The following is a 12,468-nucleotide window of genomic DNA, read 5'->3' as shown; positions in this document are numbered from 1 at the left end:
GCACGAACGATCCGTATTCGCCGAGGTTTCCGTCTCCGGGCCGGTTCGGTTGTGACTGGAACGCCCGGCGGCGACGCGACGTGTCCCGTTACAGTCATATGTGTGTCCTCGTTACACCGTTACCTTTGTAACGTAGTGGTGAGAGGCGTACCGTATGGGAACGGAATCGACAGACCGGCCCGACAGCAAGGTTGCCCGCGTGATCGAGGAGCACGAACTCGATGGATGGGGCGACCGACTGGAGGCCGAGTGGCTCGGCGTCGACGGGGAGCGGACCAGTCTCCGGGATCTCGCGGACCAGTTCAACCGCGCCGTTCTGGAGGCGACGCTCCGGGACGCCGACGTGGTCGCGATCGAGTACGACGTAGAGAGCACCTATCGCGTCCTCACGGACGACGACGTCCCCCGTGCAGACGTCCTACGGAAGGAGCGAGAACTCGAACGGGAGGGAGTCGACGTCGAGGAGCTCCGGAGTAACTTCGTCACACATCAGGCCGTCCATTCGTATCTTCGAGACTATCGGGAAGCGGAGCTCGAGGACCGATCGGTCGATCCAGAACGGAAAGTAGAGACCCTCCAGCGCCTCGAGGGGCGTACCGCTGCAGTCGCCCAGTCGACTCTCGACGGGCTCGTCCGATCCGGGGAGGTGACCGACCGGGAGTACGAACTGTTCGTGGAGGTTCGGGCGGTTTGCGAGGAGTGTGGTCGCGACTATGCGCTCGTCGATCTGGTTCGGGACGGTGGCTGCGACTGCGGCGGAGAGTAAATATTTAAGTACGTGTTCCTGTAATTAGGTTGTACAACAACATGTCTTCACAAAAGTCAGTGGACGAGACACTGACGGTTACCGCGGAAAACGTCGGCGGGATCGACCGGACGGAGGTAACACTTCCGTCCGGAGTCGCCGTCCTGACCGGCCGGAACGCGACGAACCGAACTTCGTTTCTCCAGGCGTTGATGGCGGCGTTCGGCAGCGAGAAGCCCTCCCTGAAGGCCGACGCCGACGAGGGTCGAGTGGAACTGCAGCTGGAGGGGGAAACGTACAGCCGTACGCTGACCCGACGGAACGGAACCGTCGCGTTCGACGGCGATCCTTACCTCCAGGATCCCGAGCTCGCGGACCTGTTTGCGTTCCTGCTCGAGGACAACGAGGCCCGACGGGCGATCCAGCGGGGCGACGACCTCCGTGAGGTGATCATGCGGCCGGTCGACACCGCCGAGATCGAACGGGAGATCGACGAACTCGAGTCCGAGAAACGCGAGATCGACCAGGAGATCTCCCGGCTCGAACAGTTCGAGGAGGACCTGCCCGAACTGGAGTCGAAGAAACGGAGCCTGGAGACGGAACTGGAGGAAACGCGCGAGGAGCTGGCAGAGGTCGAGTCCGAACTCGACGGGCTCGACGCCGACATCGAGGAGAGCCGGACCCGAAAAGAGGAGCTCGAGGAGCTGTTCTCCGAACTGCGGGACGCCCAGTCCCGGCTCGAGGACGTCGAGTTCGAGCTCGAAACCGAACGGGCGACGATCCAGGAGCTCACTGCCGAACGCGAGGAGCTGCAGACCGACGAGGGGGACGAACTCGACGACGATCGGAGCGTCGATCAACTCGAGGGGCGGATCGAGGAGCTCCGCGACAGAAAGCGGGCGCTCGACGGGACGATCGGCAAACTGCAAAGCGTCATCAGCTTCAACGAGGAGCTGCTCGAAGAGGACGACGCGACAGTCGAACGCGTTTTCCAGGCTTCAGACGCCGACGGCCGGGCCGACGGCGACGGGGCGGTCACCGACGAACTGCTGTCGGCCGACACGACCGTCTGCTGGACCTGCGGTTCCGATGTCGAAGTCGACCGGATCGAGGGAACGCTCGATCGTCTCCGGGAGCTCAGGAAGGATCAGCTCTCACAGCGAAACGAACTCGAATCGCGGATCGACGACCTCACCGACGAGCGGCAACAGCTCCGGCAACGAAAGCGACAGCGGGAACGCAACGAACGGCGTCTCGAGCGGATCGAGACGGAACTGGACTCCTCCCGGGAACGGATCGAAACGCTCGAGGAAAAGCGTGAGGCGCTCGAATCCGAGATCGAGGGGCTCGAAGAGCAAACCGAATCCTTCGAGGAGACCAACTACAGCGAGGTGCTCGACCGCCACAGGGAGGCGAACCGGCTGGAACTTGAGGTCGGGCGACTCCAAAACGAACTCGAAAGCGTCGAAGACGATATCGAAGAGCGCGAAAACGCCACCGACGCCCGCGAGGAGCTTTCGACCCGCCGCGAGCAGATCACCGACGAGCTCGCCGACCTCCGGACTCGAGTCGATCGACTGGAGGCCGAAGCGGTCGAGTCGTTCAACGAGCACATCGACGCCATCCTGGAGATCCTGGAGTACGAAAACATCGACCGGATCTGGATCGAGCGCCGCGAGGAGACCGTCAGAGAGGGTCGCCGGTCCGTCGATCGGACGGCGTTCGACCTCCACGTCGTCCGGTCGGCCGACGGCACGGCCTACCGGGACACCGTCGATCACCTCTCGGAGAGCGAACGCGAGGTGACCGGGCTCGTGTTCGCGCTCGCGGGGTATCTCGTCCACGACGTTCACGAGATTCTCCCGGTGATGCTTCTGGACTCACTGGAGGCGATTGACTCCGAGCGCATCGCCGCCGTCGTCGACTACTTCGAGGAGTACGTCGATCACCTCGTCATCGCGCTGCTCCCCGAGGACGCCCAGGCGCTCTCCGAGGAGTACGCCTACGTGACCGAGATCTGAACCGTCCGGTGCCTGTGTAGTTTCTGTTCTCGAAATAATGTCGTCACAGTTTATTTCTTCGGATACGGCACGTGTTCTCTTCAACGTCCACCTTCTCTGGGTCATCGCACTGTGATCGCTACCGGGAATCGACGGAATCTATTTTCGCATACGTGAATAATTGGACCGATTTCGCTTACGTGAATCACGTGAATCTTTAATACCGAGCGCCCGCTCGTTCGGACAACGATGCTCGCTGATCCCCCGGGAAGCACGCTCGACACGACCGAACGGTCCCTCGCTTTGCTCGAGGCGATCAAACGACGGGAGGGCGCGACGATGACCGAACTCGCCGAGGAGCTCTCTCTCGCGGTGAGTACAGTGTTCAAACATCTCGCGACGCTGGAATCGAACGGCTACCTCATCAAGGAGGAAGACACGTATCACGTGGGATTTCGATTCCTGAACCTGGGGGAGCACGCCCGGTCGCGGCTCCCCGGGAACCAGGCGATCGACGAAGCGGTCCACCGGCTGGCCGAGGAGACGACCGAGGAGGTGGACTTCATCGTCGAGGATCACGGCCGGATCATCACGGTCTCGGAGTCGTACCACAAGTGGGTCAAGTACGCCGAGGGTGGATCCAACGGCTACCGCGCTCGGATGGGGACGTACTATCCCATCCATTCGACCGCCTCGGGCAAGGCGATCCTGGCGACGTATTCCCGGGAACGCGTGGACTCGATTGTCGATCGATGGGGGCTGGAGGCGGTAACAGAGAACACGATTACCGACAGGGAGCAGCTGTACGAGGAACTGAATCGCACGGAGGAACGGGGATTTGCGCTCGGCGACGAGGAGTACACCGAGGGGCTTCGAAGCGTCGGGATGGCCGTTCGGGACGGGGACGGAAACACCGTCGGATCGATGAGCGTTTCGGGGCCGAGCTACCGTCTCACTGGCGACGTATTCCGGGAGCGCATCCCGGCGTCACTCCGAACTGTCGTCGAGAAACTGGAAGCGGAGATCGCCGCGGCGACCGCAGGCGACTGACCTGGGTCATCCGGTCGTTGCCGTTTCAACCTACAGCGACGGTTCAGAGAGGTTGACGTAGACGGATTTCGTCTGCCGGTAGTGATCGAGCGCCTCCAGCCCGAGGTCCTTGCCGACGCCGGACTCCTTGAAGCCGCCGTAGGGCGCCTCCGGCAGGATCGGCCCGTACTCGTTGACGTAGATCAGGCCGGCCTCGATGTCGTTTGCGGCGTTGTGCACGAGCGATGTCGACTCCGTGCCGACGCCGGCGGCCAGCCCGTACCGGGTGTCGTTCGCGAGTTCGATCGCCTCCTCGTAGCTCGAAAACGGGATGATCGTCTGGACCGGCCCGAAGATCTCCTCGCGGGCGATCGTGTCGTCGTTTTTCACGTCTCCGAAAACTGTCGGCTCCACGTACCATCCGTCCGAAAGCGACGGATCCTCCGGACGGCCGCCGCCACACAGCAGGTCCGCCTCCCGTTTGCCGGTCTCGATGTAGTCCGTCACCGTCTCGAACTGACTTTCGGAGGTGAGCGGTCCCATCGTGGTTTCCTCGTCGAGCGGGTCACCCAGGGAGTACGACTCGGCTTTCTCTACGAACCGCTCGGTGAATTCCTCGATGACGTCCTCGTGAACCAGCGCCCGGGAGAACGCGTCGCAGATCTCGCCCGTGCTGTAGAAGATCCCGTCGGCGACCGCATCCACGACCCGATCGAGGTCGGCATCCGGGAAGACGACGAACGGGGACTTGCCGCCCAACTCGAGCGTGACCGGTGCAACGCGGTCTGCGGCCGCGTGCATCACGCCCGAGCCGACCGCCGTACTCCCCGTGAAGGAGACTTTCCGTATCTCGTCGTGTTCGGCGATCGCGCTTCCGGTCTCGCTTCCGTTTCCGGTCACGACGTTGAGCACGCCGTCCGGGAGAATTCCCTCCGAGAGCTGCGCGATCCGGATCGTCGTCAGCGGGCTGTCCGTCGAGGGTTTGAGCACTGTGGCGTTGCCGGCCGCGAGTGCGGGGCCGAGCTTCCAGGCTGCGGCCCACATCGGGAAGTTCCACGGGACGATCTGGCCGACGACGCCGTACGGCTCGTGTTTTGTGTACAGGTGGAGGTCGTCACCGGCTGGAACGTGATCGGCCCGCTGGGCGCGACACACCGACGCGTAGTACTCCAGGGTGTCGATCGCGCCCTCGACCTCGCCGCGCGCCTGCGTGATCGGTTTGCCGGTGTCGAGACACTCCAGCTTCGCGAGTTCGTCGACGTGCTCTGTGAGGACGTCGATCCACTCGAACAGCAGGTTCGACCGCTCTCGGGGCGTTGTGGACGCCCACTCGCGGTCGAAGGCGTCCCAGGCGGCCTCGACGGCGGCGTCGACGTCGCCGGATCCACATCGCGGAACCTCCAGGATCGGCTCGTCGATCGCCGGATCCCGGGTTTCCAGCCCCTCGTCGGTCCGGTAGTGGTCCCCGCCGATCCAGGCGTGAAACTCGGTTCCGTCGGTCGCTTCCTCGTGTGCCGATAGATGTCGCTCGACTATGGCTGTCTCTCCTTGTGGCTCTGCCATGGGTTGCGTATCGATGCAGGCGTTCTTAAATTTGTGCTCCTGTCACTCGGCGTACGGATACTTTTATGAACTGCGAGGGAAACCTCCAAACGAGATGCGAAGGCAAGCCCGACGTATTCGGAGAGGAGAGTCCGTCGACCGTCGATCGAACGCCCCGAGCGTGACGTTCGCTACGCCGGAGGGCCGAAAATGAGCTTCGGCGAGTACACGCTGTCGTTCCCGATCTGGGTGGAGTTCGGCAACGGCAAAAGCGAGCGGGTCGGCCCGCTCGTCGACTCTCAACAGTGGGAGTCGGTACTGGTCGTCACCGACGAGGGAATCCGGGAGGTCGGCCTCCTCGAGGGGATCGAACAGTCCCTCGATGATGCGGGTATCGAGTACATCGTCTACGACGGCGTCGAGCCGAATCCGACGACGTCGATGGTCGAGGAGGCGACAGGACTGCTCGATACGGAAGGCTGTGACGCGGTCGTGGCCGTCGGCGGCGGCAGCGTAATGGACGTCGGCAAGGGAGCGACGCTGATGGCGACGAACTCGGGAGAGGTCGCAGACTACGAGGTGAAGTCCGCCGAGGACGTGATGGAAGCACCGATCGAGACGGAACCGCTACCGCTGGTGACCGTTCCCACGACCGCCGGCACCGGCAGCGAGGTGGACTACTGGGCGGTCATCACCGACGAAGAGCGCGACTTCAAAATGGCGATGGGACAGCCGCCGCTGTACCCGGACGGCCCGTATCTGGGTGCCGAAATCGCGCTGGTGGACCCCGAACTCACCGCGTCGCTGCCGCCGCGCCAGACGGCCGCGACCGGTTTCGACGCGTTTTCACACGCGCTGGAGAACCACGTCTCCTCGGCGCGACCGCCGGTCGTCGAACCGCTGACGTACAACGTGATGGAACTGGTGTCGGCCAACCTGGTGGAGGCCTACGAGGAGGGGACGATGGCTTCCCGCGAGCGGATGATGTTCGCCTCCAACGTGGCGGGAATCTGTGAGAACTTCGCAGGCTTCGGGGCGATTCACTCGCTGGCGGAGGTGACCGGCGGAATGTATCCCGAGATCCCTCACGGCGAGGCGATCGCCGCCTTCACGCCCGCCGTGATGCGGTACAACCTCGAGGAAGTGCCCGACCGGTACGCCGAAGTCGCACAGGCGATGGGTGTCGACGTTTCCGGGCTCTCCGAGGAGGAGGCCGCCCGCGAGGCGGTCGCCGCCGTCGAAGAACTGATCGCGGCGGTCGACCTGCCCGAGAGCCTCGCCGATCTCGACGTCGACGAAGGGGACCTCCCGGAAATTGCCGAAAACGCGCTGTACACGATCGAGATCCACGACAACCCGCGGGACGCCGACGCCGAGGACCTGCTGGAAATCGCTCGTGACGCGTACTGAACGCGAACGCTGACTGAGCCGCAAAACGCCCGCACGCCCCAGATGCGGGAGGTGTACTCACGGTTGGTTTCGACAGGCAGGAGTTCCGAACCGCTAAAGTAATGTTTTACTAACATTATTCTATCGCCCGACTGCGAGGGATAATAAATAAAAGGTTTTATTATCCATCAGTTTAGATCGTGCCTGTGGCAGTGAAAACCACTCATGAGTTATTCGCAGAACCATGGACCAGCCTGACGATCGACCGATAGTCTTCCGAGTTCCGGTTCGGAAACGGCAAGGGCGGCGTAGCGTTCGAGAGTCACAACTCGAAACAACACTGGACGTTTGTACAGTACGTGAGACGCCGGTGATCGCTCGTGGGCGGTGCCCACTCGCGGACGCCGGCCGACACCGACACGCAGACGACGAACACCGCGTTACACGACGACAATTATGAACCTCTGGAAACTGTTCGGGTTAGAGAACGCAGAGAGAAACGAGAAACTCCTGTTTTTCCTCACGGGAGCAGGACTAATCGCGCTCGGGACAGTCGGTATCGCCAGTCCACAGTGGTTCAACGACGCGATGCTCGGCGCCTACGACTGGGTGTTGCACAACTTCGGGTGGTGGTTCATGGTCCTCGGGTTCGCGTTGCTCGCGTTCTCGGCGTTCATGGCGTTTTCCAGATACGGGCAGATCCGTATCGGCGGCGAGGACGCCACTCCGGAGTTCGGGCTGTTCGGCTGGATCGCGATGGTGTTTACCGTCGGCTACAGCGGCTCGATCATCATCTGGGGCGTAGGAGAACCCGCCTCGATCGTCGCGGCTCCCCCACCGGAGCCGTGGCCGGTGCAGGCGCCGATCGAATCGCTCTCGCTTTCGTTCATGTACATCCACGAGGTGTTCCCCGGCCTCGCGATGTGGTATCCACCGTTCGCGCTCGCGTTCGCGTTGACCATCTACAACAAGGACGTAAGCAGGTACAAGATCAGTTCGATGCTCCGGCCCCTTTTGGGCAAGGACGATTACGGCAAGCTCTACTGGTTCGTCGACCTCGCGTCGCTGATCGCCATCGTGGGTGGGATCGCCGCTACCATGGGGTTCTCTGCGCAGGTGTTTACTGCGCTACTGGATGACGTGTTCCATCTCCCCGGCTCCCAGCTCACGTACGTTCTCTTCGGCTTCATCGGGGTGGTGTTCCTTGCCGACGTCTGGTTGGGTCTCCACAAGGGACTGCAAAACGCCGCGAAGATCACGGTGATACTTGCGATGGTCTCTGCGGCGGCGCTGCTCGTCGTCGGTCCGACGCTGTCGATGATCAACATCGGGCTGGACGCGACCGGCGTCTGGCTGAACAACATGTTCCGACTCTCCTTTTACACTGACCCCACCGCAGCGGGCAACTGGGGCCACTACTGGACCAGTTTCTGGTGGGCGTGGTGGGCCGCCTGGGGCATATTCGTCGGCAGCTTCGTCGCCCGCGTCTCCAAGGGGCGGACGATCCGGGAGACGTTCGTGGTTCTCGTGGGGGTTCCGGGCGTTCTGCTGTGGATACAACACGGGATCATCGGCGGTTGGGTGCTCTCGCCCGGGTTCGTAGAGCCCGTCTCGGATGCTGTCGCCGCCGACGGCATCCCCGCAGGAATTGTAGAGGCGTTGACACTCACCCAGTTCGGGGTGCTCATCGCCGTCCTGTTCCTTTTGGTCATCACCGGATACGTCATCACCTCGCTCGACTCCACCGTGTTCATCCTCTCGTCGATCACTCTCGGAACCGAGAACCCGAACGCACGGAATCGGGCGTGGTGGGGCGTGCTGCTCGCCTTCGTCGGCGTCATGACGATCGAACTTCCGCTATTCGAGGCCATGCAGGCGTTCCCGGTGGTGCTTGCGTTCCCGTTTACGGTGTTTATCGTGGCGATCGCGGCAGCCAGCTACATCGCCGCCCGCGACTACTACCGCGAGACGCTGGACGGCTCCCGGGAAGATTCGCTCGTAACGCAGCGACGTTCGCAGGAGTCGTTCGAGGACGACTGAACCCCTTTCACCGCCGTTTCGGTTCGATCCGCGTTTTCAAAACACGTCCCACCGATCGGCGATGATCCCGTCGACGGCCCGCTCGCGCAGCCGACGGACGTCGGCTTCGGTTTCGGCAGTCCAGACGTTTACAGCAAGCCCGCGATCGTGACATCTTTCGACGATGTCCGTTTCGAGTGCCAGCTCCATCGACGGGTGAAAGGCGACGGCCTTGAGCTCCTCGGCGAGTGCGAGCCGGTCGTCGACGCCCTCGTGACACAGAACTCCGACCGGTGCCGCTTCGTCGGCGTCCCGGAGTTCGCGCAGCGCACGGACGAAAAACGACGAGTACAGCACTTCGACGTCGGCGTCGCCACAGATCTCGAGCACCTCCTTTTCGATCCCCGTCGCCTTCAGCTCGACGTTGACCGGAAGCCAGTCGGGCACCGCCGAAAGCAGCTCCCCGAGGGTCGGAACGGTCTCGCCGGAATCGAGCACCTCCAGTTCCCGGAGCTCTCCGAGCGTGGTCTCGTCGACGCGGCCGGTTCCGTCGGTCACCCGGTCGAGCGTCTCGTCGTGGAAGACGACGAGCTCGCCGGAGCCACACGGGCGTACGTCGATCTCGAAGCCGTCCACGTACGGCGCCGACTGCTCGATCGCTTCGACCGTGTTCTCCGGATGCTGATCCGCACAGCCGCGGTGGCCGATCCGCAACGCCGGCTCCCCGTCGTCACGACGCCGGCCGATCGGAGGTCGACTTCGTCCCATCGATCACTCGTCGACCGGCTGTTCGAGCTGCTCCTCGGATCCGGGGGCGCTTTCCGAGTGGTAGATGGCGTCGCCGGTTTCCGGATCGAACAGGTGGAGCCGTGCTGGATCGTAGGTCAACTCGACCTCGTCACCCGGCTGGAGCGTGCTCCGGGGTTCCGCCTGCACCTTGAACTCGGTGTCGGCGATCCGGCAGTACAAAAGGAGGCTGTCCCCGAGCGGTTCGGTGACCGTAACAGTCGCCGGGAACGTCGTTTCTCCCATGTCGGGATACTCGCTGGCCAGATAGAAGTCCTCGGGACGGATGCCGAGGATCGCCGACCGCTGCCCAGCGGTTACCTCCCCGCTCCCGACCGTGTTCTCTCCGGCGGGAAGCGGGATCGAGAACGCCTCGTGGACGGCGTTGCCGTCACGGACGGTGACGTCGATCATGTTCATCGCCGGGTCGCCGATGAACTCCGCGACAAACCGGTTTTCCGGGAAGTCGTACAGCCGCTGTGGGGAGTCGACCTGCTGGATCTGTCCGGCGTCGATGACTGCGACACGGTCACCAAGCGTCATCGCCTCCGTCTGGTCGTGGGTGACGTAGACGGTGGTCGTCTGCAGTTCGTCGTGGAGCTTCGCCAGTTCGGCACGCATCTGGACCCGTAGCTTCGCGTCGAGGTTCGACAGCGGCTCGTCCATCAAAAACACCTCGGGGTCCCGGGAAATCGCCCGCCCGAGCGCGACCCGCTGGCGCTCCCCGCCGGACAGTGCCCCCGGCTTTCGATCGAGCAGGTCCGTGATGTCGAGGATCTCCGCCGCCTCGGTCACGCGCTGTTCGATCTCCTCGTCGGTGAAGTCGCCGGCGGACTTCATGCCGAACGTCATGTTCCGCTTTGCGGTCATGTGCGGGTACAGCGCGTAGTTTTGAAACACCATGGAGATGTCCCGCTCGTTCGGTTCGAGTCCGGTGACGTCGCGGCCACCGATCTCGATGACGCCGCTTGTGACGTCTTCCAATCCCGAGATGAGTCGGAGCGTCGTGCTCTTTCCACAGCCCGACGGGCCGACGATGACGATGAACTCGCCGTCACGAACCGTCAGGTCGATGCCGTCTACCGCGACGACGTCGTCGAAGCGCTTCACCACGTCGTTGAGTTGAATCGTTGCCATCGTTCTATTTCTGCTGGAGACCGAACGTTTCGAGCAGCGGCTTGTGCAGCACGATCAGCACCACGAGCGGGGGCACGAGCGCGATCATTGCGCCCGCCATGATGAGCCCCCACTCGATCTGTCCCGCCGCTGCGGTTCCTTCGAGGCTCTTGAGCCCGACCTGTACGACCTGCTGATCCTGGCTGCTGATGACCGCCAGCGGCCAGAGGTACTGGTTCCACGCGTAGATGTAGGTGATCACCGAAATGCCCGCGATCATCCCTTTCGACATCGGGATCAACACGAAGATCAGGAACCTGAGCCCGCCAACGTCGTCGAGCTTTGCCGCCTCGACGATCGACGCCGGAATCGACATGAAGTGCTGCCGGAACAGGAAGACGGCGGTCGCGCTTGCCAGATACGGCATCGTGATCGCGAGCATCGTGTTCGTCCAGTCGAGGTTCACCATCAGCTCGAACAGCGGGACGATCCGGACCGGCACCGGGAGCATCAGCGTGAACAGCACGAACATGAACGTCGCGTTCTTGTACGGGAAGTCGTAGTAGACCAGCGCGAGCGCCGCCAGAAGCGACAGGCCCACCTTCCCGACGACGATGGCAAGCGCCATGATCGTCGAGTTGATGAGGTAGGTCCACATGTTGAAGTCGGTCATCACCCGGTAGTAGTTCCCGTAGGCGTCGCTCCCCGGTGCGAGATTCGTCACGTCGTAGATCTCGGCGACCGACTGGGTGCTCATGAGCGCCGCGAGTATCAGCGGGAGCGCCATGAGCGAAATGGAGACGATCAGTCCAACGTGCATCAACCACTGGTCGGGGAGGACGTCCCCCAGGGATTGTCGGTTCCGTCGGGTCCCTGTCGTGGTGTCTTCGCCCCGTGTCGTCGTTTCTGAGACTGTTGATTCTGCCATCGATGATCACCCGTAGTGTGCGTACCGGTCCGAGACTTTGAGCTGTCCGTACATCAACAATCCCACGATCAGGAACAACACCAGCGACTGTGCGGACGCATACCCGAGGTTGAAATTCTCGAAGGCGTCGATGTAGAGGTTGTAGATCAGAATGTTCGTCGCACCGCCCGGACCGCCGCTGGTCATCAGGTCGATCAGCGGGAACGTCGCGAAGAACGCGTAGATCGTGTTCATCACGATCAGGAACACGAGCGTCGGCGACATCAGCGGCACGTAGATGCGGAACAGTCGGTTGAGGCGACCGATCCCGTCGAGTTCGGCCGCTTCGTCGATCGTGTCCGGGATGTTGTTCAGTGCCGCGATCATGAAGATGATGTTGTAGCCGAGCTGTTTCCAGATCGCCGCGACCGAAACGACCGCGAACGCAAGCGGGCCGTCCTGTCGCCAGTTGAACGCGATGTCCATGCCGAAGACCGACCCGATCGCCCTGATGTAGTAGGTGAAGATTCCGAGATCGGGCTGGAACAGGAACAACAACACTAGCCCCGCCACGGCCGGCGGCAGCGCGTACGGCCAGATCGCGGTGATGAGATACACCGAGGTGAAGTGGTTCACCTCGTACATCATAAATGCGATAAATAGCGCAACCAGCATCGTACCGAACACGACGACACCCCCGAACGCGAACGTCACGAAAATGCTGTTTCGATACCGCTCGGAAGTGAACATCCGCTCGTAGTTGTAGAGGCCGGCGAACGTCTCGTCGACCAGCGTCGTCTGGAACAGGCTCAACCGGAACGTGTCGATAGCCGGATAGTACAGGAACGCCAGACAGACTGCGATCGTCGGAAGCAAAAGCAGCGCCGCGAGCTTCCGGTTTTTGAACACCGCTCTCTGCGATTCAGCCATCGATT

Annotated in this window: 10 protein-coding genes; 5 read left to right on the top strand and 5 right to left on the bottom strand. The window is 62.5% G+C overall.

Going from position 1 to position 12,468, the window contains the following annotated elements:
* The first annotated feature begins 154 nt into the window (after nucleotides 1–154).
* The 3 genes from rdfA (at nucleotide 155) to RH858_RS03385 (ending at nucleotide 3,795) form a co-directional block, all read left to right on the top strand.
* Nucleotides 155–766 (top strand): rod-determining factor RdfA, encoded by a 612-nt coding sequence (rdfA, locus tag RH858_RS03395; RefSeq protein ID WP_259533863.1) that lies wholly within the window; start codon nucleotides 155–157, stop codon nucleotides 764–766.
* A gap of 41 nt (nucleotides 767–807) precedes the next feature.
* Entirely contained in the window at nucleotides 808–2,766 is a 1,959-nt protein-coding gene (locus RH858_RS03390; protein ID WP_259533862.1) for an archaea-specific SMC-related protein, read from the top strand.
* A 228-nt stretch (nucleotides 2,767–2,994) separates the two neighbouring features.
* A complete protein-coding gene (locus RH858_RS03385; RefSeq protein ID WP_259533861.1) occupies nucleotides 2,995–3,795 on the top strand; it encodes an IclR family transcriptional regulator in 801 nt (266 codons plus the stop codon).
* A gap of 30 nt (nucleotides 3,796–3,825) precedes the next feature.
* Here RH858_RS03385 and RH858_RS03380 read toward each other — a convergent pair whose 3' ends face one another.
* On the bottom strand, nucleotides 3,826–5,337 hold the full coding sequence (locus RH858_RS03380; protein WP_310561116.1) for an aldehyde dehydrogenase family protein: 1,512 nt from the start codon (nucleotides 5,335–5,337) through the stop codon (nucleotides 3,826–3,828).
* 189 nt (nucleotides 5,338–5,526) lie between these two features.
* Here RH858_RS03380 and RH858_RS03375 point away from each other — a divergent pair, with 189 nt between their 5' ends.
* The gene (locus tag RH858_RS03375; protein ID WP_259533859.1) at nucleotides 5,527–6,726 is read left to right on the top strand and encodes an iron-containing alcohol dehydrogenase; all 1,200 of its coding nucleotides are present in this window, start codon (nucleotides 5,527–5,529) and stop codon (nucleotides 6,724–6,726) included.
* A gap of 435 nt (nucleotides 6,727–7,161) precedes the next feature.
* Nucleotides 7,162–8,745, top strand: a complete 1,584-nt coding sequence (locus tag RH858_RS03370) for a BCCT family transporter (RefSeq protein ID WP_259533858.1) — start codon at nucleotides 7,162–7,164, stop codon at nucleotides 8,743–8,745.
* A gap of 36 nt (nucleotides 8,746–8,781) precedes the next feature.
* Here the strand turns inward: RH858_RS03370 and RH858_RS03365 are convergent, their stop codons facing one another.
* From RH858_RS03365 to RH858_RS03350, 4 genes are all read right to left on the bottom strand, one after another.
* Nucleotides 8,782–9,492 (bottom strand): glycerophosphodiester phosphodiesterase family protein, encoded by a 711-nt coding sequence (locus RH858_RS03365; RefSeq protein ID WP_259533857.1) that lies wholly within the window; start codon nucleotides 9,490–9,492, stop codon nucleotides 8,782–8,784.
* Between the two features lie 3 nt (nucleotides 9,493–9,495).
* A complete protein-coding gene (locus RH858_RS03360; protein WP_310561115.1) occupies nucleotides 9,496–10,647 on the bottom strand; it encodes an ABC transporter ATP-binding protein in 1,152 nt (383 codons plus the stop codon).
* Between the two features lie 4 nt (nucleotides 10,648–10,651).
* Nucleotides 10,652–11,446 (bottom strand): ABC transporter permease subunit, encoded by a 795-nt coding sequence (locus RH858_RS03355; protein ID WP_310561133.1) that lies wholly within the window; start codon nucleotides 11,444–11,446, stop codon nucleotides 10,652–10,654.
* 114 nt (nucleotides 11,447–11,560) lie between these two features.
* Nucleotides 11,561–12,463 (bottom strand): sugar ABC transporter permease, encoded by a 903-nt coding sequence (locus tag RH858_RS03350; protein ID WP_310561114.1) that lies wholly within the window; start codon nucleotides 12,461–12,463, stop codon nucleotides 11,561–11,563.
* Between the last annotated feature and the right edge of the window lie 5 nt (nucleotides 12,464–12,468).

It is taken from the genome of Halalkaliarchaeum sp. AArc-GB, assembly GCF_031432225.1.
Taxonomy (GTDB): Archaea; Halobacteriota; Halobacteria; order Halobacteriales; family Haloferacaceae; genus Halalkaliarchaeum.
This window is presented reverse-complemented; position numbering and strand designations above follow the sequence as displayed.

Excerpts from the sequence above, each read along its gene's own strand:
- rdfA (WP_259533863.1), top strand. The coding sequence starts at position 155 with ATGGGAACGGAATCGACAGACCGGCCCGACAGCAAGGTTGCCCGCGTG.
- RH858_RS03390 (WP_259533862.1), top strand. The coding sequence starts at position 808 with ATGTCTTCACAAAAGTCAGTGGACGAGACACTGACGGTTACCGCGGAA.
- RH858_RS03385 (WP_259533861.1), top strand. The coding sequence starts at position 2,995 with ATGCTCGCTGATCCCCCGGGAAGCACGCTCGACACGACCGAACGGTCC.
- RH858_RS03380 (WP_310561116.1), bottom strand. The coding sequence starts at position 5,337 with ATGGCAGAGCCACAAGGAGAGACAGCCATAGTCGAGCGACATCTATCG.
- RH858_RS03375 (WP_259533859.1), top strand. The coding sequence starts at position 5,527 with ATGAGCTTCGGCGAGTACACGCTGTCGTTCCCGATCTGGGTGGAGTTC.
- RH858_RS03370 (WP_259533858.1), top strand. The coding sequence starts at position 7,162 with ATGAACCTCTGGAAACTGTTCGGGTTAGAGAACGCAGAGAGAAACGAG.
- RH858_RS03365 (WP_259533857.1), bottom strand. The coding sequence starts at position 9,492 with ATGGGACGAAGTCGACCTCCGATCGGCCGGCGTCGTGACGACGGGGAG.
- RH858_RS03360 (WP_310561115.1), bottom strand. The coding sequence starts at position 10,647 with ATGGCAACGATTCAACTCAACGACGTGGTGAAGCGCTTCGACGACGTC.
- RH858_RS03355 (WP_310561133.1), bottom strand. The coding sequence starts at position 11,446 with ATGCACGTTGGACTGATCGTCTCCATTTCGCTCATGGCGCTCCCGCTG.
- RH858_RS03350 (WP_310561114.1), bottom strand. The coding sequence starts at position 12,463 with ATGGCTGAATCGCAGAGAGCGGTGTTCAAAAACCGGAAGCTCGCGGCG.